The following is a 24,910-nucleotide window of genomic DNA, read 5'->3' on the forward strand; positions in this document are numbered from 1 at the left end:
AGACGCTCGTCATGCCCCAGATCAACCGTCAACTCGTGCTGGCTTCGCGCCCGCAAGGCGCCGTGACGCCCGACAATTTCCGCCTCGTCGAAGCGCCGCTCGCGCCGCTGGCCGAAGGCGAATTGCGCGTGCGCAATCACTACCTGTCGCTCGACCCGTACATGCGCGGCCGCATGAACGACAGCAAGTCGTATGCGCCGCCGCAACCGCTGAACGAAGTGATGATCGGCGGCACGGTGGGTGAAGTGGTGGAATCAAAGAATCCGAAGTTCGCGGTCGGCGACAAAGTCGTCGCGATGTTCGGCTGGCAGGAATATGGCACCTCGGACGGAACCGGCCTGCAGAAAGTCGACGATACGCATGTGCCGCTTTCGGCCTATCTCGGCCCGGTCGGCATGCCGGGCGTCACCGCGTGGTACGGCCTGAACCGCATCATCGCGCCGAAAGCGGGCGAGACGGTGGTGGTCAGCGCGGCGAGCGGCGCGGTGGGCAGCGTGGTCGGCCAACTGGCGAAGCTGGCCGGCGCACGCGCGGTCGGCATTGCCGGCGGCGCAGACAAGTGCCGCTATGTCACCGAGACGCTCGGCTTCGACGCCTGCGTCGACTACAAGGCCGGCAATCTCTATCAGGATCTCAAGGCTGCGACGCCGAACGGCGTGGACGGCTGCTTCGAAAACGTCGGCGGCGAAGTGCTCGACGCGACGCTTGCGCGCATGAACGCGTTCGGCCGGATCGCGCTGTGCGGATTTATCGCGGGCTACGACGGCCAGCCGTTGCCGCTCAAGCATCCCTCGCTGATGCTCACACAGCGTCTGCTCGTGCAAGGCTTCATTGTCAGCGAACATATGGACGTATGGCCCGAAGCGCTCAAGCAACTCGGCACGTTGGTCGCGCAGAAGAAGCTGCATTATCGCGAGACCATCGCGCAAGGGCTCGATGCCGCGCCCGAGGCTTTCATGGGCCTGCTCAAAGGCAGGAACTTCGGCAAGCAGCTCGTCAAGCTGATCTGAGTGATCTGAGTGATCTGAGTGATCTGAGTGATCTGAGCGTGGCGGCAACTGAGCGAATCCCACGAGACAACCGGTCAACCCAAAGGAGTCACATGACGTTCGAGTTCTCAGGCAAGGTGGCGGTGATCACCGGCGCGGCGAGCGGCTTCGGCCGCGCGTTCGCGCAGAAGGGCGCGTCGCTCGGCATGAAGCTCGTGCTGGCCGACGTGAACCCCGGCGCGCTCGCGCAAACCGTCGAAGCATTGCGCACCGGCGGCGCCGAAGCGATCGGCGTGCCAACCGACGTCGCCAGCGCGGCGCAGGTCGAAGCGCTCGCGCAAGCGGCGCTCGCTGCCTACGGCAAGGTGCATCTGCTGTTCAACAACGCGGGCGTGGGCGCGGGCGGCTTCTTGTGGGAAAGCTCGGCGAACGACTGGTCGTGGGTGTTCGGCGTGAACGTGATGGGCGTCGCGCACGGCGTGCGGGTGTTCACGCCGATCATGCTGGCGCAGAACGAACCGGCGCATATCGTCAACACGGCGTCCGTCGCGGGTTTGCTGTCGCCGCCCGCAATGGGTATCTACAACGCGTCGAAGCATGCCGTGGTGTCGCTCACCGAAACGCTGTATCACGATCTGCAACTGGCGCAGGCCGCTCAGGTGGAAACGGCCGGCGCGCAGGTCGGCTGTTCGCTGCTGTGCCCGGCCTTTGTGCCGACCGGCATTGCCGATGCGGAACGCGCGCGGCCCGCGGACCTGCGCAACGACAGCCGGCCGACGCGCTCGCAGATCGCCGCCGGCAAGCAACTACAGCGCGCGGTGCAGTCAGGCAAGCTGAATGCAGACGATGTCGCCGGCATCACCTTCGAAGCGATTGCGGCGCGGCGTTTCTACGTCGTCACGCATCCGGGCATCATGGCGACGGTGAAACTGCGTCATGAAGACATCGAGCAATTGCGCAATCCCACCGATCCGATGTCGCTGAAGCCGGAAGTTAAAAGCGCGGGCTAGGTAAAGCGCTCATCGCATCGCTGGCGCTGCCGACATTGTGGCGCCGTTTTTTTAAACCTTCGGCGCTCACGCGCCACCAGACGCACCATGCCGCTGAATCCCAAGATCGAGCAGGTGCTCGACATGATCGAGCGGGCCAGGCGCCCGAAGCTCCATGAAATGACCGCGCAAGACGCGCGGGCCTCGTACGAAAAAAGTGCGCCGATCCTGGAGATTGCAAGCGCACCGATGTTCGCGATCGAAGATCTGCGGATCCCGACACGCGACGGCGCGACGATTCGTGCGCGTCTTTACCACCCGGTCGAGCCGAGTTGGGCCGAGCCCGCGCCGGCGCTGGTGTACTACCACGGCGGCGGCTTCACGGTGGGCAGCGTCGATACGCACGATGCGCTGTGCCGGATGTTCGCGCGCGATGCCAAGTGCACGGTGTTGTCGGTGGATTACCGGCTCGCACCGGAATACAAATTTCCCACTGCCGTCGAAGACGCTTTCGACGCCTTGGTCTGGCTGCACTCGCACGCCGCCGAATACGGCGTGGACGCAAGCCGGCTCGCAGTGGGCGGCGATAGCGCGGGCGGTACGTTGGCCACGGTCTGCGCGGTGCTCGCGCGCGACGCCGGCATCGAACTCGTGCTGCAATTGCTGATCTACCCGGGCACGACCGGCCATCAGCAAACCGATTCGCACTCGCGCTTCGCCAACGGGTTTCTATTGTCGGGCGACACGATTCAATGGTTCTTCGACCATTACGTGCGCGACAGAAGCGACCGCGACGACTGGCGTTTCGCGCCGCTCGACGGCCGGCACGGCGCGCCCGATTTCCACGGCGTTGCGCCCGCATGGATTGCCACAGCCGAATACGATCCCCTGAGCGACGAGGGCGACGCCTACGCGGAGAAATTGCACGCGCTGGGCAACCGGGTCACGCTCAAACGCTACCCGGGCATGATCCACGAGTTCTTCAAGATGGGCGGCTTCGTGCCGGAGGTCGGCGCGGCGCATGCGGACGCCGCGGCGGCTTTGCGCGCGGCGTTCGGGGTCGACGCGCACTAAGCTCGCCTCGCCAGGCGGCGGTCAATGGCCCGCGAGCCGCCGGGCAACCGTCACACCATCTCGCGTTCGATATTGAAAGCGAAGCTGCGCTCGAAATCGCCGGGCCGTGCAATCCGATGCGAGCCGTTGTCGTCGCTGCGCTCGGCAACGGCCACGTTGACCACCTCGCCATGCACGGCGACGCGCAACGCAGTGGTCCCGCGCGTGCCGTAGTCAGGCGTTTCGATGAACGCGGCCGACAGCGCCCGTTCGCGTTCGAGCGGAATGCCGGTGGACGGCAGTTCGTCGTCGCGCGCGAGACGCGGATCGCGCATCAGATCGATCAGGCGTTCGAGCGGCGGCATTGCGTTGCGCGCGAGCAGCGTGCCCAGTTCGGCGCGCTTTTTCACGAGCTTCGGCCACGCGGTATCGAGTACCGCGTTCGAGATGCCGTGCGTGCCCGCCGTAAGCAGCGCAGGCGCGCGGTCGGAGCGGTTGCAGTACCAGGCGAGTTCGCGGCGCGTCCAGTCGCCCACCAGCAGATTGAAGCCGTTGTAGATGTCGCCGGTTTGCGCGACATGCTGCAGATATGCGAGCGGCGTGGCGTGCGGGCTGCCGTTCGAATCGCGCGTGGCGCCGGTCAGCCAGTCGCTGACCAGCGTGCCGCGCGTCGGCGCGTCGGCGCGCATTTCGTGCGGCGCACGGTAATTGGTCAGCGCGGCGAAGCGGCCGTCGCGCGACAGGCCGAGCCACGTGCCGCCGCCTTGCAGATCGCGCCCGGCCAGCACCGTTGGCGCGTCATGCCACCAACTGATCGGTTCGGCCATGCGGCGAAAGAATTCGTCGCGATTCGCGGCGAGCGTGAAGAGCGGGCCGTCGACCGCGTCGGGTCGCCAGTCGAAGACGATCAGGCACATCGGGGGCGTCTCCCGGTGGAGGCGTTGCAGGTGAAAAGGCCAGTAAAAAGCGGCGCCTGATTGCGCCGCCTGGTACTCTGCGAGAAGTTCAGACTTCGGTGGGCAGCCCGTAGGGCAGTGCGAAAAACCGCAGCGCCGGGCCGTTTGCCGCACCCAGATGCACCGAGCCGTTTTCCAGCGCCGCGAGCTTGATCTCGACCAGCAGATCGACGCCGCCCTCCGGCGCCGATGCCGCGTTCACCACCATGCCGCATGGCTGGCCCGGGTCGTCCGAATGGAACAGTTCCGCGCCGGCGCGCACCGAATCGGGCTCGCCCGCCACGTTGGCGAGCGAGGTGCGCCGCTTGATCGTGCCGCGATACTGGCTGCGTGCCACCACTTCCTGGCCGGGATAGCAGCCTTTGCGGAAATTCACCGCGCCGAGCACGTCGAAATTGACCATTTGCGGCACGAACTGCTCGACCACCGGCTGGGTGATGCGCGGTTCGCCCGCGCGAATGTCGAGCCAGTCCCACACCGCCGGCGACACGCGTTTGAGCGTCTCATCCAGCAACGCAAGCTGCGGCTCGATCTGCGCCTTCGGGCCGACCCACAGATAACGCAGGCGCCCGAGCGCATCCGGCACGCGAATCAGCGAGCCCGCCGCGCCGTCCACCTTCACATGCACGCCGTCCGGCAGCGCGTCGAACACGCCCGAGAGCGCCTTGCGCACGTCGCCGGCGAGACCAATCACCGCCAGTTCGCCGCTTGCGTCCGTGAGTTTGGCCTTGGCGCGCAGCACGAACATGGACAGCCGCTTCTGCACGGCGGCCTGCACGTCTTTCGAAACCAGCAGGCGGATCGTGTCGCCGCTGCGCCAGGTCAGAAACGATGCCAGCAGGCGCCCCTTGGCCGAGCAATAGCCCGCCAGACGCGCGTTAGCCGCGTCGAGGTGCTGGGTGTCGTTGGTCAACTGGCCGTGCAGGAAGCTTGCAGCGTCGTCGCCGGTCGCGTCGATCACGCCGAACTGCGTGAGCGGCATGTACGCGCCATGCGCAACGACCGCGTCGAATTCATCGGCGCCGGGGCGCGGCAGAGTGGGCAGACCGGCGGGCGCGGCGGCAATTGCCGTGGGAGCCGTGCCTGACGGAGTGCCTGAAGCGGTAGCGAGCGGTATGTTCATGGATTCCGGGAACAGTCAATTCTGACTTTGGCGAAGGCAAACAAGTATTATATGCAGTCCAACCTTGCCACGTTTCGCATGTCCCTGTTCAAGAAATGTTTCATTGCCGGCTCACTCGTCGTTGTGCTGGCCGCAGCCGCAATTGCCGGCGGATACCACTGGGCCACCAGCCCGCTCGAACTGACCCCGGCGCAACTCGATGTCACCGTCAAGCCGCATAGCAGCTTGCGCAGCGTCACGCTGCAACTCAATCGCGGCGGCGTGCCTGTCGAGCCGGAGCTGTTTGTCCTGATGACGCGGCTGCTCGGACTGCAAAGCGAGCTGAAATCGGGCAACTACGAGTTCAAAACGGGCGTGACACCGTATGAGGTGCTGCAGAAAATCGCCCGCGGCGACGTCAACGAATACGTGGCGACCATTATCGAAGGCTGGACCTTCAAGCGCATGCGTGCCGAGCTCGACGCCAATCCGGCACTCAAACACGACACGGCCGGCATGAGCGACACCGATCTGATGAACGCGATCAACGCGCCGGAAGCGTCGATCGGCAACGGCGAAGGACTGTTTTTCCCGGACACGTACCTGTTCGACAAGAACACCAGTGATCTCGACGTGTACCGCCGCGCCTACCGCCTGATGCGCCTGCGTCTGGACGAGGCATGGATGGCGCGCGCGCCGAACCTGCCGTACAAAACACCGTATGACGCGTTGACGATGGCGTCGATCATCGAAAAGGAAACCGGCAAGACATCGGACCGGCCGCTGGTGGCGGCGGTGTTCGCGAACCGGCTGCGCGTGGGCATGCCGCTGCAAACCGATCCCACCGTGATCTACGGCATGGGCGACAGCTACGCCGGCCGTATCAGAAAGAAAGACCTGCAGACCGACACTCCCTACAATACCTACACCCGGATGGGGCTGCCGCCAACGCCCATCTCGCTGCCCAGTGTGGCGTCGCTACAGGCGGCGCTGAACCCGGCAGCCACCGCCGCGCTGTATTTCGTTTCGCGCGGCGACGGCAGCAGTATCTTTTCCGACACCCTCGGCGATCACAACAAGGCCGTGGACAAATACATTCGAGGGCAATGATGGCGCGGGGCAAATTCATCACGTTTGAGGGCATCGACGGGGCGGGCAAGACGACCCACCTCAGCTGGTTTCGGGAGCGCCTCGAACAGAAAGTCGCGAGCACCGGGCGCTCGGTCGTCATGACGCGCGAACCGGGCGGCACGCCGCTCGGCGAGCAGATCCGCGAAATCGTGCTGCATCAGAAAATGGACCTCGAAACCGAGGCGCTGCTGATGTTCGCGCTGCGCCGCCAGCATCTGGCCGAAGTGATCGAGCCGGCGCTCGCGCGCGGCGACTGGGTGCTGTCGGACCGTTTCACCGACGCGACCTTCGCCTATCAGGGCGGTGGCCGCGGACTGCCGCGAGACAAGCTGGAAACCCTGGAACGCTGGGTGCAGGGCGGCTTTCAACCAGACCTGACGGTGCTGTTCGACCTCGATCCCGAGATCGCCAGCGAGCGGCGCAGCGCGGCGCGCGATCCGGATCGTTTCGAGAGCGAATCGGAGGCGTTCTTCAGCCGTACCCGCGCCGAATATCTGCGCCGTGCCGAAGAAGCGCCGTACCGGTTCGCTATCATTGACTCCGCGCAGAGCATCACGCAGATTCAGAGGCGACTTGAAGAGTTGATCGCAATTCTTTGATTTTAAAATAATATAATTCTTATTTATAACGGCTTGACAAATTCGCGTGATGTCTCAGATAGCGCATTCAACCGATTGATTTTAAAGAGAAACGATGATTTATCCGTGGCAAGCCGATGACTGGAACCGCCTGCAGCAGTTGCGCGGCCACTGGCCGCACGCCCTGTTGCTGCATGGACAGGCGGGCATCGGCAAGCTGCGCTTCGCGCAGCACCTCGCGCAAGGCCTGCTGTGCGAGGCCCAGCAGGCCAATGGCGAGCCGTGCGGCGCGTGCGTGGCCTGCAACTGGTTCGCGCAAGGCAATCACCCGGATTACCGGATCATCGTGCCCGAGGCGCTGGCCGCCGAAGCCGGCCTCAACAATGCCGCGGACGAAAAAGCCGACAAGGCCGACGCCGACGAAGGCAAAAAAAACCGCACGCCCAGCAAGGAAATCAAGATCGAGCAGATTCGCGGCTTGCTCGATTTCGTCGGCGTGGGTTCGCACCGCGGCGGCGCGCGCGTGGTCGTGCTGTATCCGGCGGAAGCGCTGAATATCGCCGCGGCCAACGCGCTTCTGAAGACGCTCGAAGAACCGCCGGCGGGCGTCGTGTTCCTGATGGTGTCGGCGCGCATCGACCGCCTCCTGCCGACCATCATCAGCCGCTGCCGCCAATGGCCGATGACCATGCCCGCGCCGGACGTGGCAACGAAGTGGCTTGCCGCGCAAGGCGTGGCCGAGGCGCCCGCGCTGCTCGCCGAAGCCGGCGGCGCGCCGCTCACGGCGCTTGCGCTCGCCAGCGACGAGAACCGCGCGCTGCGCGACTGGACGCTGAAACAGCTCGCGGCCGGCCCCGACTGCGACGCCTTCGCCTGCGGGGAGGCGCTGCAGAAGCTGCCCGTGCCGCTGGTGCTAGGCTGGCTGCAACGCTGGATGTACGATCTGCTGGCGCAGCGCACGGCGGGCGCACCGCGTTATTTTCCACAGGCGTCGGCGGCGTTGACGCGCTGTGCGTCGCAGGCCGACGCCAGCGCGTTTGCGCGCTTCATGCGTACCGTGACGCGCCAGCGCGCCGTCGAAAACCATCCGTTGAATGCGCGGCTGGTGTTCGAGGAACTGTTTATCGGCTACCGCGATCTGTTCGCTTGAGCCGCGTCTACGGGGCAAGCCGCGCGGCCGGCGCCGGTCCGTCTTCTGTCCTGTTCCGTCCTGTATTGGCCTTCCACCTCACGTTCAACGCACCATGAGCCTTTCCTACCGCGATGCCACGCTCGACGACCTGCCCGCCATCGTCGCCATTTACAACTCGACGGTGCCGTCGCGGCAAGTCACCGCCGACCTCGAACCGGTCAGCGTCGAAAGCCGGCTGGCCTGGTTTCACGCGCACGGACCGCAAAAGCGCCCATTGTGGGTGGTGGAAGACCCGCAACAGCCCGGCCGCGTGATCGCATGGCTGAGCTTTTCGGACTTCTACGGCCGTCCGGCCTATCTGCGCACCGCGGAAGTCAGTATCTATCTCGACGAAAGCGCGCGTGGCCGCGGCCTCGGCAAGCAATTGCTGGCGGCTTCGCTGGCAGCGGCGCCGGCGCTCGGCCTCGATACCGTGCTCGGCTTTATCTTCGGCCACAATGAGGCGAGCTTGCGCCTGTTCCGCGGCTTCGGCTTCGACACGTGGGGCTCGCTGCCGCGCGTGGCCGTGCTGGACGGCGTGGAGCGCGATCTGGTGATTCTCGGCAAACGCCTGAACCTCACCGCGAGCGCCGCAGCCGCCGCCTGATTCATTTCGAGCCAGCCCTACGCAGGACATCACCATGTTTGTCGACTCGCATTGCCATATCAACTTCGAAGGACTCGCCGAGCGCCTGCCGCAGGTGCTCGAGAACATGCGCAGCCATTCGGTCACGCATGCGCTGTGCGTGTCCGTCGATCTGGAGACGCTGCCTGCCGTGCTGGATATCGCCAGCCGCTACGAGAACGTGTACGCGTCGGTCGGTGTGCATCCGGATCACGAGCACATGCGCGAGCCGAGCGTCGCCGAACTGGTCGAACTGGCCGCGCATCCTAAGGTGGTCGCGATCGGTGAGACCGGTCTCGACTACTACCGGCTGGAAGGCCGCACGATCGCCGACATGGAATGGCAACGCGAGCGCTTTCGCACCCACATCCGGGCGGCGCACGCTACGCACAAGCCGCTGATCATCCATACGCGTTCGTCGTCGGCGGACACGCTGCGCATCATGGCCGAGGAACGCGCGAGCGAGCCGGGCGGCGTGATGCATTGCTTCACCGAGCCGTGGCCGGTCGCCGAACAGGCGCTGGCGCAGAATTTTTACATCTCGCTGTCGGGCATCGTCACATTCAAAAGCGCGACCGACGTGCAGGACGTCGCGCGCCGTGTGCCGCTGGAGCGTTTGCTGATCGAAACCGACTCGCCGTACCTCGCGCCCGTGCCGTATCGCGGCAAGCCTAATGAACCTGCCTACGTAAGTTATGTCGGACGGTTCATCGCGCAGCAACGCGAGATGCCGGAAGCGGCGCTGGCCGCCGCGACCACGCAGAACTTCTTCCGCCTTTTCAAGATCCCGGCGCCCATCGGCGCGTGAAACGTAAAGTCGATAAATATCAAAAGGATAGGGACGTTTCCTAAAGTTAAATATGAGAGAAATTTCGATGTTGGACGCCGCATTCCAAGACACTTCGGCAACGAACGTCGCAGCGCATGGCGCGCTGGCTTCGGCGCGGCGCGGCGTTTCGCGCCTCGCTTTCGCGGCTTCGCTGGCCTGTGCCGCGCTGACTTCACTGGCGGTGTCGCCGGCCCAGGCTGCGCCGATCGATTCGCTGATCAAATCGGTCAAATTCGACGACGTCGACGGCGTCAACAAGCTGCTCGCCAAGGGCATGGATCCGAATAGCGTGGATAACCAGGGCATGCCGCTGCTGGTGCTGGCCGCGCGCGAGAAATCGGACAAGGTCGGCGCCGCGTTGCTCGCCAATCCGAAAACCAACATTGAAATTCAGGACAAAGCCGGCGAGAACGCGATGATGATGGCCGCGCTGAACGGCGACCTCGACTTCGTCAACCAGCTGATCGCGAAAGACGCCGAGGTCAACAAGAAGGGCTGGGCACCGCTGCACTACGCGGCGGCGAACGGCAACGACGATATCGTCAAGGTGCTGCTCGACCATTCGGCCTACGTCGACGCCGGCTCGCCGAACGGCACCACGCCGCTGATGATGGCCGCGCGCGGCGGCCACGTGTCGACCGTGAAGCTGTTGCTCGACAACGGCGCGGACCTGACGGTGAAGAACCAGATCGGCATGACGGCGCTTGATTTCGCCAAGACCTACAAGGAGCCGGACGTGGTCGAAGGGCTGACGGCGCGGCTGCAGCAGATGCAGCAGAAATAATGTGCATGGCGGCGCGGGTAGCCGGCCTGCGGGTCGCCGTGCCGCCGCGCTAAAAAAGTGCCTGAAGATAGCGGCGGTGCGCACGCTTGCGCTTCGCAAAACAGTGCAGAATGACGACTTTGGCGCGCCACGTGGGCGCGCCCTTTGGATGCGGCGAAAGACCGCCTGATAAACGACCCTGGAAAGGAACACCATGCTGCGGGCTTTGATTTTCGCCAGCGCGTTTGCCGTACCGCTATCGGCAGCCGCGTTTACGGGAGGCGACCTCAACAAGCTGTGCACCAAGACGGACGTGGCATCGCGTAGCGCGTGTGCCGCTTATATCGAAGGCGCCGCCGACGGCATCTTCAACACCATCGACGCGATCGGCGGCACGACCGGTCCGCGCGTCGGCCAGTACTTCTGCTTGCCGCAGGACGCGCGCTCGGCGCAATTGACCGACGCGGTGCGCAAGTACATTGCGGAGAATCCGAACGTCGCGGGCTACAACGCCAGCACGGCGATCTCGCTGGGGCTCGGCAAGGCGTTTCCGTGCAAGAGCGGTAGCTGAACTGAATTGCGGCTGATGTCGCGCGCCCGCAGCGGGCGCGTTGGGCGGTTTGCCTCATCTCATGAGTGTGTTTCGGCTTTTCAGCCGGAACCTCTGTGGGGGTTCCTCGAAGCCTATCTGAAACCCGGTCTGAGCTCCGGCTGTCCACTTGCAGAGGCGGCCAGCCTGGGCACCTTTCCCAGATCGCGCCGAAGAACAATCCAAGATGTCAGTAGGCAGGCCGCGACGGCGCGCAGTCGTCCGGTTCGCGCTTGCTTCATCGTCGCTTGCCGACTGGAGCTTTTGAAGCGGTCCGACGCGTCGCGCAACACGCGGCCACATTCGAAGTCTCGCGATTCCGCGCCCACTCTGTTCACCCCTCAAGCCAGGAGGACGATCCCTTTGATGCCTACTCTCGACGACCTCAGCCGCATCGCCGAAGCGCCGCTGCATACGTGGCTCGGCGCGTTGATCGTCTCGGTGATCGCGGTGCTGCTGGCCGTGGGCGTCCATCGGATCGGCGCGCGCATGGCGACGCGGCTCGCGCGGCCCTATCCGCTCACCAGCGTGGTGCTGCGCTATATCGACAAGCCGTCGCTCTTCGTGCTCGTGATCCTCGCGCTCGAAGCGGTATGGTGGGAAGCGCCCGACACGCTGACTTTCATCACGCCGCTGCGCGACGCCGCCGCGATCGCGCTGATCGGCGCGATCACGTGGCTCTCGGTGCGCTCGGCGGCGGCCATCGGCGAGGCGATCATTCAGGCCCATCCGCTCGATACCGCCGACAACCTGCAGGCGCGCCGCATCCATACGCAGGCGCGCGTGCTGGCGCGTTCCGTGATGTTCGTGATCGTGATCGTCGGCGTGGGCGGCGCATTGATGACGTTTCCCAATGTCCGGCAGATCGGCGCGAGCCTGCTGGCGTCGGCGGGCGTGGCAGGCCTTGTTGCCGGTATCGCCGCGCGGCCGGTGCTCGGCAATCTGATCGCCGGTTTGCAGATCGCGCTGTCGCAGCCGATCCGTCTGGACGACGTCGTCGTGATTCAGGGCGAGTGGGGGCGTATCGAGGAAATCACGGGCACGTATGTGTCGGTGCGTCTGTGGGATCAGCGGCGGCTGATCGTGCCGCTACAGTGGTTCATCGAGAACCCGTTCTCGAACTGGACCCGCAGCAGTTCGCAGATTATCGGCACAGTGTTTCTGTACGTCGATTACCGGATGCCGCTCGCGCCGTTGCGCGAGGAGCTCGCCCGCATCGTCGAGGACGCGCCCGAGTGGGATCGCCGCGTGCAGGTGCTGCAGGTCACGGACGGCACCGAGCGCTCGATGCAATTGCGCGCCCTCGTCAGTTCGCTCGATTCCGGTCTGAACTGGGATTTGCGCTGCCGGGTGCGCGAGGGACTGCTCGACTTCATACAGAGGCACTATCCGCAGTACCTGCCGCGGGCGCGCGCGGAAGTGTCGGCGGAACTCGAAACCGGCAAGGGCGCACCGCTCGACTGGGTGCCGCGCGGCACGCAGACGCCGGCTGGCAGCACCGCCGCGCATACCGAGGCCGATCCGGTGGCAAGCCGCGCCGGACGGGCTCCGGCGGCCGATGTGCCGCAGCCTGTGAAGGAAAAAGTCTGACGGTGGGTCTGATACCGGCTTTGACCGCGCTCTGACGGTGGGTTCGACGGCGAAAGCGCCATACTGTGGCGCACAGGCACCGATGAATGCAACTGATCGGGCACCAAAGCGGTCGAACCGTCCACTCACTCACGAAGCTGGCGCGGCATGGTGTGCTTCAGGGTGGCTCGGGTTCCCGTCGCGCGATTGCGCACGGGAGGCCGCCAGGACCTGATGGAACGCACCCGCGCGCGTCGCGCGAACCAAGGAGGACATGCAACATGGGGCGATTGATCGTCGTGTCGAATCGCGTCGCTACGCCGACGGAAACCAAAGGATCGGCCGGCGGCCTCGCGGTCGGCGTATTCGGCGCGTTGAAGGATGCTGGAGGCGTGTGGTTCGGCTGGAGCGGCGACGTGGTCAGCGAGACCGTCGCCAACGCCGGCCCGACGCTGGAGCAGGACGGCGCGGTGACCTTTGCGACCGTGGGCCTGACACGCAAGGATTACGACCAGTACTATCGCGGCTTTTCGAACGCGACATTGTGGCCGGTGTTCCACTACCGCAACGACCTTGCACGCTACGAGCGCGAGGAATACGCGGGCTACCGGCGGGTCAACGCGTGGCTCGCGCACAAGCTGATCAAGCTGCTCGAACCCGACGACGTGATCTGGATTCACGACTACCACCTGATCCCGTTCGCCGAGGCGCTGCGCAACGAGGGTGTCACGAACCGCATCGGCTTTTTCCTGCACATTCCGTTTCCCGCGCCGCAGATCCTGCTCAACATTCCGCCGCACGAAGAACTGGTGAAGTCGCTGTCGTGCTACGACCTGCTGGGCTTCCAGACCGCTACCGACGAACTCGCCTTCAAGGATTACGTCACGCGCCACGCGCGCGGCACGGTGAGCGCGGACGGTCTCGTCGAAGCGTTCGGCCGCAAACTGCACACCGGCGTCTACCGGATCGGCGTGTTCCCCGACGAAATCGCCGAACAGGCGAAGCGCTACGAAAGCCGTCAGCACGTGCTCGACCTGAAGCAGAGCCTGGAGGGGCGCAAGCTGATCATGAGCGTCGACCGGCTGGACTATTCGAAGGGTCTGGTCGAGCGGTTCCGGGCCTTCGAGCATCTGCTGGAGCGTTCGCCGGAATGGCGCGGCAACGTCACGCTGGTGCAGATCGCGCCACCCACCCGTTCGGACGTCGCCACCTATCAGAAAATTCGCCAGGATCTGGAGTACGAAGCGGGGCGCATCAACGGCCGCTACTCGGGTCTCGACTACACGCCGATCCGCTATCTGAATCAGCAGTACGACCGCTGGAAGCTGATGTCGCTGTTTCGCGAATCGCAGATCGGTTTCGTCACGCCGCTGCACGACGGCATGAATCTGGTCGCGAAGGAATACGTCGCCGCGCAGAATCCCGACGACCCAGGCGTGCTGGTGCTGTCGATTTTCGCGGGCGCGGCGGCGGAGCTGAGCGGCGCGCTGCTCGTCAATCCGCATGATGCGATCGGCATGTGCGAAGCCTTGCAGCGCGCGTTGCAGATGCCGCTCGACGCGCGTCAGCGGCGCCATGAAATCAACATGGCGGCGCTGCGCAAGAACGATCTCGGCGTGTGGCGCGATACGTTCCTGCACGATTTGCGCAGCGTGCCGGTGCAGAAGCCGGGCAAGGGCGGCGGGCATAACTGATGGGGCGTCTTGACCAATGCCTGGCCTGGTTCTCGCGCGGGCGGTTCGCCGCGTGCGGGCGCGTCGCGGAATTACGGAAAGGGCACGCGTGCGTGACTGAATCCCGGGTTGCCGCATGCTGACCACGCTGGCTGTCGCGGGTTACCGCTCGCTGCGCGAGCTGATCGTGCCGCTCGGCCGCCTGAACGTAATTACGGGCGCCAATGGCAGCGGCAAGTCGAGCGTGTATCGTTCGCTGCGTTTGTTGGCGGAGACGGCGCGCGGCGGTGTGATTACCTCGTTGGCGCGCGAAGGCGGTTTGCCTTCCACGTTATGGGCCGGTCCCGAACGCTTTTCGCGCGCCGTGCTGGCCGGCGAGTTCCCGGTCGAGGGCACGCGGCGTAAAGAACCCGTGAGCCTGCGGCTCGGCTTTGCCGGCGATCAGTTCGGCTACGCGATCGATCTGGGGCTGCCAGCGCCGGAGCGGCCAGCGCCTCCCATACCCAGCAAGTTCCTGCTCGATCCGATCATCAAACGCGAGTGCATCTGGAGCGGCCCTGTGCTGCGGCCGTCGGCGTTACTGGTGGACCGGCACGGCCCGGCGCTGCGCACGCGCGACGAGCACGGCGACTGGCAGACCATTCCGCAACCGGTCGCCAGCTTCGACAGCATGATGACGGAGTTCTCCGACCCGCGCACCGCACCTGAGATGGTCACGGTGCGTGAGCAGATCCGCTCCTGGCGTTTCTACGACCATTTCCGCACGGACGTCGAAGCGGCCGCGCGTCTGCCGCAGATCGGCACGCACACGCCGGTGCTCGCGAACGACGGTGCGGATCTCGCCGCCGCCTTGCAAACCATCCGCGAGATCGGCGATCCGGTTGCGCTCGACGCCGCCATCGACGACGCCTTCCCGGGCTCTCGCCTCGACGTCACGACACAGGACGGCCGCTTCGAAGTGGCGATGCAGCAGCATGGCCTGCTGCGGCCGCTGAAAGGCGCGGAACTGTCGGACGGCACCTTGCGCTATCTGCTGCTGGTCGCCGCTTTGCTGACGCCGCGTCCGCCGGAACTGCTCGTGCTGAACGAACCCGAAACGAGCCTGCATCCGGACCTGCTGTCGGCGCTCGCCCGCCTGATCGCGCGGGCTGCCACATATTCGCAGGTGTTGGTGGTGTCGCATGCGGCGCGCCTGATCGCGGCACTCGAACGCGAGGAGGCGAGCCAGTCGATCGTGCTGGAGAAGCACTTCGGCGCCACCCGTATCGCCGATGACGACGAGCGCGATCTGCCGCCCTGGAAATGGCCCGCCCGATAATCGGGGATCCGTTTCCGTTTCGAGTCGCGTGTAAGCTGAATGTAACAGTGCCGAGAAAGTGCAAGTTTGGGGGTTTTTTGTTGGCCCGTGGTGAATAATGCGTCGATGCCGGTCGTGCACCGTGCCGGAGCGCGGCCGTTGCATTGATCGGCGGTAGTGGCGCTGTCCATACTCAGCGCTGCTGACGTGCACCGCCGCAGGCGCAAGCCGTCAGATCACGGAGACAGAATATGAAGATTGCGCAGATCGCCCCTTTGACCGAATCGGTGCCGCCCAAGCTGTATGGCGGCACGGAGCGCGTCGTGTCATACATCACCGAGGCGCTGGTCGAACTCGGCCATGACGTGACGCTGTTCGCGAGCGGCGACTCCGTGACCAACGCGAAGCTCGAAGCCGTCTGGCCGCGCGCGCTGCGTCTCGATCCGGGCATTCGCGACCGCGTGGCGCCCCATATGCTGCTGATGGAACTGGTGCGCCGTCAGGCCGAGAATTTCGACGTCCTGCATTTCCACCTGGACTATTACTCGTTCTCGGTCTTCAAGCGCCAGGAAACGCCGTTTGTCACGACCATGCACGGCCGCCTCGATCTGCCCGAGCAACAGCCGGTGTTCGACACCTTCAACACCGCGCCGGTGATCTCGATTTCGAACGCGCAGCGGCATCCGCTGCCGCAGGCCAGGTGGCTGACCACCGTGTATCACGGCTTGCCGGAGCAGCTCTACACGCCGCAGCCGGTCGAGCAGAAATATCTCGCGTTTCTCGGCCGGATCTCGCCGGAAAAGCGTGTCGACACCGCGATCCGGATTGCCGGCCGCTGCGGTATGCCGATTCGCATCGCCGCGAAAGTGGACGCCGCCGATCGCGAGTATTTCGAACGCGACATCCGGCCGCTGCTGGATTTGCCGTACGTGGAGTTCATCGGCGAGATTGCGGATCACCAGAAGGCCGAATTCCTGTCCGGGGCGCACGCGTTGCTGTTTCCGATCGACTGGCCTGAGCCGTTCGGCCTCGTGATGATCGAAGCGATGGCATGCGGCACGCCGGTCATCGCGTTCAATCGCGGTTCGGTGCCGGAAGTGCTGGAAGATGGTGTGACGGGCTTTATCGTGGAAGACGAGATCGGCGCGGTGGCGGCGGTCAATCGCCTGCACAAGGTGCCGCGAGCGGGCGTACGGCAGCGCTTCGAGGAGCGCTTCACGTCGCACCGCATGGCTCAACAGTATGTGAACGCGTATCAGTCGGTGATTCGCGCGCAGAAACGTTCGCGCTTCAAGGTGATCGATACGTCGGGAAGCTGAGCCGGAAAGACTGGCGAACGCGCGAGATCAAAAAGAGCGGCGATGCAGGCAGCGCATCGCCGTTTTTGTTGCCGCATGATTCGAGACAATGGCGTCAGGCAATGCGACCGATCATCTGCGGCTACCCGCGGCCCACAAAAGCTCACCGCCGCGGCGCGTGCCACATTGCTTGCGTTGCAAAAGCGGGCTGCGCGGGATTGCGTCTGATCCGGCCACCGCTGCTCACGGAAACCCGGCGGATCAGACGCACACCCCGCAGACCGGCAATCGGAGCGCGCCCCTTAGATCTTCAGACGCGTAACCTTGGTGCCTTGCAGCGATACGTCGGCCATCAGGCCGGCATTGGTCAGCACGAACACTTCGACCGGAGCCGTCGCCGTGGTGGTGTCGATCGCGCCGTTGGCACCCATTTTCACCAGCGCGACGGAGGCGTCGCCGCCCGCCGACCAGCCGTCGGCGTTGCGGAATTTGTCCAGTGCGTCCTGCGTCATGAACAGGAAAATGATCGCCTTCGACTGCGCACCTGCCTGCAGGCCGAACGAACCGGAAATCGTGCTGTAGTAACCGACCGTGCCGCCACCGACCTTCAGCGAGCCTTCGCCGTACTGACCGCCGACGATAAAGCCGACCTGAAGCACCGACGGGAACACGAGGACGCCGCGCGCCTTCGAAACCAGTTCGCGCGAGCCCTGCACCGTCGTGAAAAGTCGCGACATCGTGCCTTCGACGCTGGCGTCGATCGACTGGCGCTTGGATGAATCGGTGGCGGGTGTGTCCGGGTTGCCTTTATTCGTCGTACAACCAGCCAGTGCAAGGCCTCCGAAAGCGAGCGCAGCGGTAGTCTTCAACATGAAGTTTCGTCTTTGCATCGTTTTTCTCCGTCATTGTTCCGGGGCGCAACCTCATCTGATGTTGCCGGGTTGCTTTTGAGTTATATCACACGCAAGCACAAATGGCGCGCTTCCTTGACAGGCGAAAAGCCTTGTACGGCGGGGGTTTCGGGCTAATCGTAAGGGATCGCGCTGTAATTTTGACTGGTACTGGAGCGCGCCGCGTGAGCGCGCGCGCCGCGCGTTGGAACAGGTTCCCGGGAATTCGGGCCCGATTTGATGTGCCTCAATCGGAACGGGGCCGTAACAGCCTGGATGATTCGTTTTTACCGATTTTCGCGCCTCGCGTATTCGCGTTGTAATAAAACCGAAAGCGTTGCGTCGATGCCGCAGATCGGCTGTCGAAGCGGGTGCGCCGTCATCCGTGATTCGCCGGGCTTTTGACCGGCGGCGGACGCCGCAGTACGCGGCGCAGCATGCCGATCAGTACGCCGAGCAGAAACAGCGCGACGGCCGGCACGATCCAGTAACCGACAAATGCATGCCAGAGATAAGCCATCAGGGTAGCGCGGCGCACGCCGTATTCATTGCGGGCGTCCTGCTGTCGCGCCGCGTTGGCGGCCAGCACATCGGCCGGACAACCCGCGGCTTGCGCTTCGTCGGGATTGCCGTGACAGCGCGCGGGGGCGCCGGCCGCGCGTTGCGCGTCGGTGAAATTCCAGGTGGTCAGCGCGCGGTCGAGGTCGACGGCGTTGTACGCCATTTCCTCCCGGATCTCGCTCACCGCCACGATCGCCACGGGCACCGCCCAGAAGATGATGACGACCAGCCACCGCCTCAGCCAGCGGTTTTTATGCTTCGATACCATCCTTGCCTCCGATGGACGCTCTGCAGCTCCAACGACAAGATGGCGGCCCGTCTAATGTTCTATATGGGGGGGCCGTCTCCGCAGCCATCATAGAAGAAAAACGGCGCGTTCGGGCGGATGCACGGCGTGGGGCGGAGCGGGAGGCGGCAGTAAGTGGGCAGTAAGTGACAGGTAAGCGGCGCCGGGCGCGGCGTCGCCTGGTTCGAGCGCAGGGCGCTCGTGCGCCGCGCTCGTGGCGCGGCGCTGACTCACGGTGTTTAGTTGGACGGTGCGGACGACAGGCAGCTCTTCATGAACGCCTTGCGGTCATCACCCTTCTTGCCGGTGGCTTGCGTGTTGCACGCCTTCATCTTGTCCTGCTGGCTCATCGGCGCGGCGGCGGCCGGCTTCGCGGACAGGCACGTTTTCATGAATGCCTTGCGGTCATCGCCCTTCTTGTCGCCGGCCTGCTTGTTACAGTCGGCCATTTTCGTCTGCTGGCTGTTCTGTGCGAACACCGGAGAAACGAGGACAGCGCCCAGCACCAGCGTAGCGATAGCGGATTGGACTTTCATATGACACTCCATCGGTGGTGAAAACGTTTTTGGTCGTTCATGCGCGCGGGCGTCAACGGTATCCAGAACCCTCGGCATGTCCATTATGGCAAATGCTGTCTGCCAGAACGGCCAAAACAGCAATCCGGTTGACATGCACTCGCACAGATTTTCCCTTGCGCGGCGGGCGGCGATGGCGCATCGGAGAATGAAAGGGGCAATAGCGGCGTGCCGAATTATGTTATGCATTCCAGATTAATTGCATGAAGCGAATTCGAAACGAATTAGCGCGACGCGATTCGGGGAGTTCGATGAAAGATTAAAATATCCATTGCGGATTGCTGCAAATGCAACTGAATGGTAAATCGGCAGAAAATTCCGTCTTATGACATAGGGGTAATATTGACCAGCATGTGTGCCGGTAGTTGTACCGCGACGCCGCTGTCACAGCGGCGGCATACGTGCCCACCGGTATCGTGACATGCCGGCACGCACGGGAAAGGACGGCTGTGGTCGGCGAGGGCGCGGCGAACCGATGCGCTGAAACCAGGTCTATCGGTCGTATCGATGGATTTGGCTGCGGAGCGGCGCATCTTCTAGCGGTGCCTGCGCCACGCTGGCCGCGCCATCGTCCTGACACCGATGCATTGCACATAGGCTGTTCTGCCGCTGCTTCCGCTCACCGCCGCTAGACATAGCGACAGCGAAATGCATCGGAATCCACCTTCAAAAAAACGGCGAATTCATCAAAGTCAATTCGCCAGCGATATCCAATTGTTGTGCGCTGCAATAGCGCCATTTTTTAGCTGGAAGCAACAGCAGTTCTGTGACGGCAATGCGAGAAAAGACGCAGCAAAAAGGACAAGTTTGTTTCTATCCGTAACACTTGTCTCACGCGTATTCACGCAAACCCTGGGGATGGTATGCTTCGTGCACAATTCTCCCATGCACGAGTGAGACCACGTTTTGTGCTTCGCAATAGGGATAAACCGCACTAAGACAGGGCGGGTTTGACCAGCTGACAGAACGTACAAGACATATTTGTGCAACCGCGGGCTGCACACGGATCGTGAAAGTTGAATCCGTGGCGTCCCAAAGCCGCGGCCCGGCCAGGCTGCGTGGAGAAAATCCAATGTTTTTCGATGAGCTAAGCAATGACGAATGGGCGCTGCTGGCAGCGCTTGTCTCAGATGAGCCGGCCGTCCGTCTAAACCGACGCGGCCGGCCCCGCGCCGAACCACGCATCGTGGCGAATGCCGTGCTGTGGATCCTGACCACCGGCGAGCCCTGGTCGAAACTGCCCGGCCGTTATCCGTCGGGGCCCACTTGCCGGCGCCGTTTTGAAGAATGGCAATTGAACGGCACGCTGCTCGAGATGGTTCGGCTGTTGTCGCAAACCGGGCGCACCTTTGCGTACGTCCCCCAGCCGGCGCCGCCCGTCGCGGCCAAACCCGCGGCACCGGTAACGGAAAGCCCGCGCGCGCGACGAGACTCTGCGTGGTGTGTCCTGGAGAAGTCCAGAGTCGTGGCAAGCGCCCGGCGTGTCGAACAGCCTGAGCAACTGGCGGTCGGCCGATCCGATTGCCGACATCACGCGTCAGTTGTCGGGAGAGGCGAACGGGGCGGCAAGCGTGCCGCCGGTGTCCCGCGCGCCTGCGGCGCCCGTACGGTATGTCGCGCGGCCGGACCTCGCTCGCGCGGACGAAGCGGGCGCGGTGAATGCCGCCATGCATGGTTTGAATTCCGCCGTCGCATCAGCGCGCAGCACGCCGGCGCCCGACGACCGGCGCAGCCCGCTGTCGCTGAGCCTCGCGCCACGCGGCAGGGAAATCGCCGACCGCGGCTATGTGATTTATGTCGCGGCGGAGCGGGTGCCGAACGCCATGTTTCGCGCGTGGGCGGAGATCATGAAGGACGGCAAACGCGTCGAGCGTTCAGGCCTTGTCGGCCCGCGCTTTGCGGATACGGATGTGGCGGAGCAATACGCGCTCGACTGGGCGCGGCAGTGGATCGATCGTGAATGCCTCACGCTGGCGGCAGCAGCCGAATCCGCGGCGGCAGTTCATGTTTCGACTCAAGCGTCGGCGCACGTCGCTGCAAACCCGGCGCCTACGGCGGCTCGTCCGTTGCCTGCCTTGCGCCATGTGCCCGAACCGGTCGCGGTCAATCACGGTGCGTCTTTGCATGGACCGCTGAACGCATTTCGTGGTCCGCTGCGCCGTTATCCCGGCGAACCGGCTGCTGTCAACGCAGCGACCGAGAGCAGTACATCAGATCGTTTTACGTCGTACCCAGAACTCATCTCCCACGCAGGGTGAGCACAGCAGTTCCCCGCGGCCGGTAGGAGCAACCGCCGCAGGCTCCCGCTTCATTCGTTGTGATTCACTGGTGATGTCAGAAGGACGCCGTTCGCCGACGCCCCTGATCGACGCTTGTTAGTGGCTTGTCACTGGCGTCCGTAGGTGTCGTCGAAACGCACGATATCGTCCTCACCGAGATACGAACCGGACTGGACCTCGATCATTTCGAGCGGCATCTTGCCCGGATTCTCGAGACGGTGGGTGACACCCAGCGGAATATAAGCCGATTCGTTTTCGGAGACGATAAAGCGCTCTTCACCACGCGTGACGAGCGCCGTGCCGCGCACGACAATCCAATGTTCGGCGCGGTGATGATGCATTTGCAGCGAGAGCCGCGCACCTGGCTTCACCACGATCCGCTTGACCTGGAAGCGCTCGCCGGTGTCGACGGAGTCGTAATTGCCCCACGGGCGATGCACCTTGCGATGGTTGGCCGCTTCCATCCCGCCGTCGCTGCGAATCCGGCCCACGATCTTCTTGACGTCCTGCACGCGCGACTTGTCGGCGACCAGAATGGCGTCGGCCGTTTCCACTACCACCAGATCCTGTGTGCCCACGCAGGCAATCAGGCGTCCTTCCGAATGCGCGAAGGTCGAGACGGCGCCTTCGAACATCACCCGGCCGCGCCCCACGTTCTGATCGGCGTCCTTGTCCGAGATGTCCCAGATGGCGTCCCACGAACCGACGTCGGACCAGCCCGCCTGCAACGGCACGACGATGCCCGAGGCCGCGCTCTGGTCGTTGCCGAGCTGTTCCATCACCGCGTAGTCGATCGAATTCGACGGCGAGGCGCTGAACGCGTCGCGTTGCAGGCGGAAGAAGTCGCCGTCCGCCTTGCCGCCCGCGAAGGCCGCGTCGCACGCTTCGTAAATGGCCGGCTGGAAATAACGGATCGCCTTCAGCCAGGTCGACGCGCGCATGATGAAAATGCCGCTATTCCACCAGTACTCCTGCGAATCGATATACCGCTGCGCCAGCTCCAGATGCGGCTTCTCGACGAAGCGATCGAGCTTGTGCGCGCCGATCCTGCCGGCGGCTTCCGTGCCGGCGTCCTGCGTATCATTAGTCGTGCCAAGCGCTGCGCCGATGCGAATGTAGCCGTAGCCCGTTTCGGCGCGCGTCGGCACGATACCCATCGTGACGATATGCCCGGCTGCCGCATGCTGCACGCCGGTCGCCACTGCCGCATGAAATCCGGCGATGTCCGTGACCGCATGATCGGCGGGCATCACCACCATGATGCCGTCTTCGTCTTGCGCGGCGACCGAGAGGGCGGCCACGGTGAGCGCCGGCGCCGTGTCGCGTCCTGCGGGTTCGAGAATCAGCCGGGTCGGCTTGCCGCTCGTGCGCAATTGCTCGGCGGTGGTGAAGCGCTGCTCTTCATTGGCCACCACGATGAGTTGCTCGGTGAGCGGATAGCCGGCTTCGAGTCCGTCGAGACGGCGCGTAGTGGATTGCAGCAGCGAATCGTCGCCGAGCAGGCCGATGAGCTGCTTCGGGTGCTGTTCGCGCGACATCGGCCATAACCGCGTGCCGGAGCCGCCCGCCAGAATCACAGGATGAACCTTGAGCTTGACGTTCAGGGACTTGACTTGCGTGGACCGGGTGTCGGCAGACGTGGCCGTAACCGGAGCTGTCATGATGGACTCCTCGAGGCTGGGTGAATGCGTCGATTTTTATCACGAACCCGGGAATCAATAAAAGCGCGTTAAATGGAAACTATATAAAGCGCCAAATAAAATTATCCATTTCGTGAAGAAAAAATGTCCCTATAATTTTTTAAAAAGAAAAATTACCCGAAAAAAATCACGGGACATTTTTTTATCGTCGTCCATGCCGCAAAATGACAACGGAAGGCGTCGCGTAAGCTTTGTAGGAAAACCATCAGAAAGTACTGGATTGGCTCACACAAAGGCTTACCAGGCAGTGAAAAGACATCCGTGCCGGTAAAAATTGCCGAACAAAATTCAGAAAAAATACCGAAACATTGACCGATACAATTTGAGATATTTTGCGGTCTTGCAGTGGGAATTTTAATACCGCTTTATCTATACCTGTACAAGGGTATTCACTCATTCCGACACACATTTCCTGATCCGGTCGTTCAGGCGATCTTTTCGATTGGGAAACAGAAGGGCAATTAGCACCGCTTCGAACAGTTTCGCGTCGCGCATGGAATTGCATGACGCGGATACCGGCGTTGTGCGTCCCATCGCCGGAGTGGATTTCAACCAACCAACGGATGGCACTTGACTGACGAACTGAGGGGCAGCGCATGCTGAGCGTTCTATCGAGAATCATCGACATCGCCATGGTCGCGCTCGGCGCCGCCATTGCGGCGGCCGTGCACAGCGGGAAAGCCGTGTGGCTGGACGATATGCAAAGCGTCTCGCTCGCGTTCGACTGCCTGCTGGTGGTGGTGTTTTTTCCGGCGCTCGGGATCTATCAGTCGTGGCGTGGCAAGCCGTTGTACGACCTGCTGTGCCGCGTGGCGGGCGGCTGGCTGCTGGTGGAAGTCACCGGCGTGCTGATCAGCTTCAGCCTGCACCGCTCGGACAGCCTGTCGCGGTTGTGGCTCGTCTATTGGGCGGCGGCCACGATCGTGCTCCTGATCGTCACCAAGGTGATCGTCTATTCGATCTTGCGCGGACTGCGCCGCGAAGGCTTCAATCAGCGCGCGGTGGCGATTGTGGGCGGCGCGCCGTATGGGCGCTTTCTGATCCAGCAGATGCGCAGCCGTCCGGATGCGGGCTTCAGCCCCGTCGTGGTGTTCGACGAGGACGGCACCATCAATCCGTATGAAGACCCCGATGCGGGCGAGGCGATCGAAGGCGTGCCGGTCGAGCGCGACTATCAGCGCATGCTGCATCTCGTGCGCCAGCGCGCGATCCGCGAACTGTGGCTCGCGCTGCCGATCTCCAAGGAGAAAGCGATTCACCGCTTCGTGATGGACCTGCGCAACGACTTCGTGAACATCCGCTTCATTCCCGACGTGCGCAGTCTCACGCTTTTCAATCAGCCGATGGTCGATCTGCTCGGCGTGCCGGCGATCAACCTGGCCGCCTCGCCGATCACCGATCTGCGCGTGCTGCCCAAGCGCGTGTTCGACCGCCTGTTCGCGCTGGCCGCATTGACCGCGCTCGCACCGCTGATGCTGGTCATCGCCGCCGCGGTGAAGCTGAACTCGCCGGGCCCCGTGTTCTTCCGGCAGAAGCGCAAGGGCATCGACGGCAATCAGTTCGAGATCTACAAGTTCCGTTCGATGAAGATGCACAAGGAAGAGCACGGCAAGATCACCCAGGCCACGCGGCGCGATCCGCGCATCACCGCGGTCGGCGCGTTCCTGCGGCGCACCAGCCTCGACGAGCTGCCGCAGTTCATCAACGTGCTGCGCGGCGAGATGTCGGTGGTCGGCCCGCGTCCGCATGCGCTCGAACACGACGACATCTACAAGGATCTGGTGAAGGGCTACATGCACCGCTACCGGATCAAGCCGGGCATTACCGGGTGGGCGCAGATCAACGGCTATCGCGGCGAAACCGACCGCATCGAAAAGATGATGGGCCGCGTCAAGCTCGATCTGTACTACATGCAGCACTGGACCTTCTGGCTCGACATCAAGATCGTCGTGCTGACGCTGTGGAAGGGCTTTGTTGGCAGCAATGCTTATTGACGGCCCGCACCTG

General features: G+C 63.6%; 22 protein-coding genes and 1 pseudogene. 16 read left to right on the forward strand and 7 right to left on the reverse strand.

The window, feature by feature from the left end:
- Positions 1–11 precede the first annotated feature (11 nt).
- The 3 genes from NE850_RS24965 (at position 12) to NE850_RS24975 (ending at position 3,052) form a co-directional block, all read left to right on the forward strand.
- Complete coding sequence (locus NE850_RS24965) at positions 12–1,010, forward strand: NADP-dependent oxidoreductase (protein WP_007181984.1); 999 nt, start codon at positions 12–14, stop codon at positions 1,008–1,010.
- A gap of 92 nt (positions 1,011–1,102) precedes the next feature.
- On the forward strand, positions 1,103–1,999 hold the full coding sequence (locus NE850_RS24970; protein ID WP_007181983.1) for an SDR family oxidoreductase: 897 nt from the start codon (positions 1,103–1,105) through the stop codon (positions 1,997–1,999).
- An 87-nt stretch (positions 2,000–2,086) separates the two neighbouring features.
- Positions 2,087–3,052, forward strand: a complete 966-nt coding sequence (locus NE850_RS24975) for an alpha/beta hydrolase (RefSeq protein ID WP_007181982.1) — start codon at positions 2,087–2,089, stop codon at positions 3,050–3,052.
- 50 nt (positions 3,053–3,102) lie between these two features.
- Here NE850_RS24975 and NE850_RS24980 read toward each other — a convergent pair whose 3' ends face one another.
- Both NE850_RS24980 and NE850_RS24985 read right to left on the reverse strand, forming a co-directional pair.
- Positions 3,103–3,948, reverse strand: a complete 846-nt coding sequence (locus NE850_RS24980; RefSeq protein WP_007181981.1) for an NRDE family protein — start codon at positions 3,946–3,948, stop codon at positions 3,103–3,105.
- 88 nt (positions 3,949–4,036) lie between these two features.
- The gene (locus NE850_RS24985) at positions 4,037–5,110 is read right to left on the reverse strand and encodes a folate-binding protein YgfZ (protein WP_007181980.1); all 1,074 of its coding nucleotides are present in this window, start codon (positions 5,108–5,110) and stop codon (positions 4,037–4,039) included.
- A gap of 78 nt (positions 5,111–5,188) precedes the next feature.
- Here NE850_RS24985 and mltG point away from each other — a divergent pair, with 78 nt between their 5' ends.
- The 11 genes from mltG (at position 5,189) to NE850_RS25040 (ending at position 16,633) form a co-directional block, all read left to right on the forward strand.
- Positions 5,189–6,199, forward strand: coding sequence for an endolytic transglycosylase MltG (gene mltG, locus NE850_RS24990; RefSeq protein ID WP_035518626.1), 1,011 nt, complete (start codon positions 5,189–5,191; stop codon positions 6,197–6,199).
- Positions 6,199–6,819 (forward strand): dTMP kinase, encoded by a 621-nt coding sequence (gene tmk / locus NE850_RS24995; RefSeq protein WP_007181978.1) that lies wholly within the window; start codon positions 6,199–6,201, stop codon positions 6,817–6,819. The genes mltG and tmk overlap by 1 nt, the downstream gene beginning before the upstream one ends.
- Positions 6,820–6,913: 94 nt before the next feature.
- Positions 6,914–7,948 (forward strand): DNA polymerase III subunit delta', encoded by a 1,035-nt coding sequence (locus tag NE850_RS25000; protein ID WP_310699525.1) that lies wholly within the window; start codon positions 6,914–6,916, stop codon positions 7,946–7,948.
- Positions 7,949–8,042: 94 nt separating this feature from the next.
- Positions 8,043–8,576 carry a GNAT family N-acetyltransferase gene (locus NE850_RS25005; RefSeq protein ID WP_007181976.1) on the forward strand — a complete coding sequence of 178 codons (534 nt, stop codon included), beginning with the start codon at positions 8,043–8,045 and terminating at the stop codon, positions 8,574–8,576.
- Positions 8,577–8,610: 34 nt separating this feature from the next.
- Positions 8,611–9,402: a TatD family hydrolase gene (locus NE850_RS25010; protein WP_165185915.1), complete on the forward strand. Its 792-nt coding sequence runs from the start codon at positions 8,611–8,613 to the stop codon at positions 9,400–9,402.
- A 67-nt stretch (positions 9,403–9,469) separates the two neighbouring features.
- Positions 9,470–10,207, forward strand: a complete 738-nt coding sequence (locus NE850_RS25015) for an ankyrin repeat domain-containing protein (RefSeq protein WP_405044902.1) — start codon at positions 9,470–9,472, stop codon at positions 10,205–10,207.
- Between the two features lie 193 nt (positions 10,208–10,400).
- Positions 10,401–10,757, forward strand: coding sequence for a Rap1a/Tai family immunity protein (locus NE850_RS25020; RefSeq protein ID WP_007181973.1), 357 nt, complete (start codon positions 10,401–10,403; stop codon positions 10,755–10,757).
- Between the two features lie 384 nt (positions 10,758–11,141).
- Positions 11,142–12,365 (forward strand): mechanosensitive ion channel family protein, encoded by a 1,224-nt coding sequence (locus NE850_RS25025; RefSeq protein ID WP_007181972.1) that lies wholly within the window; start codon positions 11,142–11,144, stop codon positions 12,363–12,365.
- A 260-nt stretch (positions 12,366–12,625) separates the two neighbouring features.
- The gene (otsA, locus tag NE850_RS25030) at positions 12,626–14,038 is read left to right on the forward strand and encodes an alpha,alpha-trehalose-phosphate synthase (UDP-forming) (protein WP_007181971.1); all 1,413 of its coding nucleotides are present in this window, start codon (positions 12,626–12,628) and stop codon (positions 14,036–14,038) included.
- Positions 14,039–14,153: 115 nt separating this feature from the next.
- A complete protein-coding gene (locus NE850_RS25035; RefSeq protein WP_310699528.1) occupies positions 14,154–15,335 on the forward strand; it encodes an AAA family ATPase in 1,182 nt (393 codons plus the stop codon).
- 230 nt (positions 15,336–15,565) lie between these two features.
- Positions 15,566–16,633, forward strand: a complete 1,068-nt coding sequence (locus tag NE850_RS25040) for a glycosyltransferase family 4 protein (RefSeq protein ID WP_007181969.1) — start codon at positions 15,566–15,568, stop codon at positions 16,631–16,633.
- 281 nt (positions 16,634–16,914) lie between these two features.
- Here the strand turns inward: NE850_RS25040 and NE850_RS25045 are convergent, their stop codons facing one another.
- From NE850_RS25045 to NE850_RS25055, 3 genes are all read right to left on the reverse strand, one after another.
- On the reverse strand, positions 16,915–17,502 hold the full coding sequence (locus NE850_RS25045; protein WP_007181968.1) for a YSC84-related protein: 588 nt from the start codon (positions 17,500–17,502) through the stop codon (positions 16,915–16,917).
- Positions 17,503–17,881: 379 nt separating this feature from the next.
- Positions 17,882–18,331 (reverse strand): hypothetical protein, encoded by a 450-nt coding sequence (locus tag NE850_RS25050; protein ID WP_007181967.1) that lies wholly within the window; start codon positions 18,329–18,331, stop codon positions 17,882–17,884.
- Between the two features lie 257 nt (positions 18,332–18,588).
- A complete protein-coding gene (locus tag NE850_RS25055) occupies positions 18,589–18,885 on the reverse strand; it encodes a PsiF family protein (RefSeq protein WP_007181966.1) in 297 nt (98 codons plus the stop codon).
- Positions 18,886–19,996: 1,111 nt separating this feature from the next.
- Here NE850_RS25055 and NE850_RS25060 point away from each other — a divergent pair.
- Positions 19,997–21,182 (forward strand): annotated as a pseudogene (locus NE850_RS25060) (transposase).
- A 128-nt stretch (positions 21,183–21,310) separates the two neighbouring features.
- Here NE850_RS25060 and NE850_RS25065 read toward each other — a convergent pair.
- Both NE850_RS25065 and NE850_RS25070 read right to left on the reverse strand, forming a co-directional pair.
- On the reverse strand, positions 21,311–22,864 hold the full coding sequence (locus NE850_RS25065; protein ID WP_007181964.1) for a mannose-1-phosphate guanylyltransferase/mannose-6-phosphate isomerase: 1,554 nt from the start codon (positions 22,862–22,864) through the stop codon (positions 21,311–21,313).
- Between the two features lie 244 nt (positions 22,865–23,108).
- The gene (locus NE850_RS25070) at positions 23,109–23,525 is read right to left on the reverse strand and encodes a hypothetical protein (RefSeq protein ID WP_310699530.1); all 417 of its coding nucleotides are present in this window, start codon (positions 23,523–23,525) and stop codon (positions 23,109–23,111) included.
- Here NE850_RS25070 and NE850_RS25075 point away from each other — a divergent pair.
- Positions 23,500–24,897, forward strand: a complete 1,398-nt coding sequence (locus NE850_RS25075) for an undecaprenyl-phosphate glucose phosphotransferase (protein WP_007181963.1) — start codon at positions 23,500–23,502, stop codon at positions 24,895–24,897. The genes NE850_RS25070 and NE850_RS25075 overlap by 26 nt on opposite strands.
- Positions 24,898–24,910 lie beyond the last annotated feature (13 nt).

The sequence above is a fragment of the Paraburkholderia sp. USG1 genome (assembly GCF_031570135.1).
Classification (GTDB): Bacteria; Pseudomonadota; Gammaproteobacteria; order Burkholderiales; family Burkholderiaceae; genus Paraburkholderia; species Paraburkholderia dioscoreae.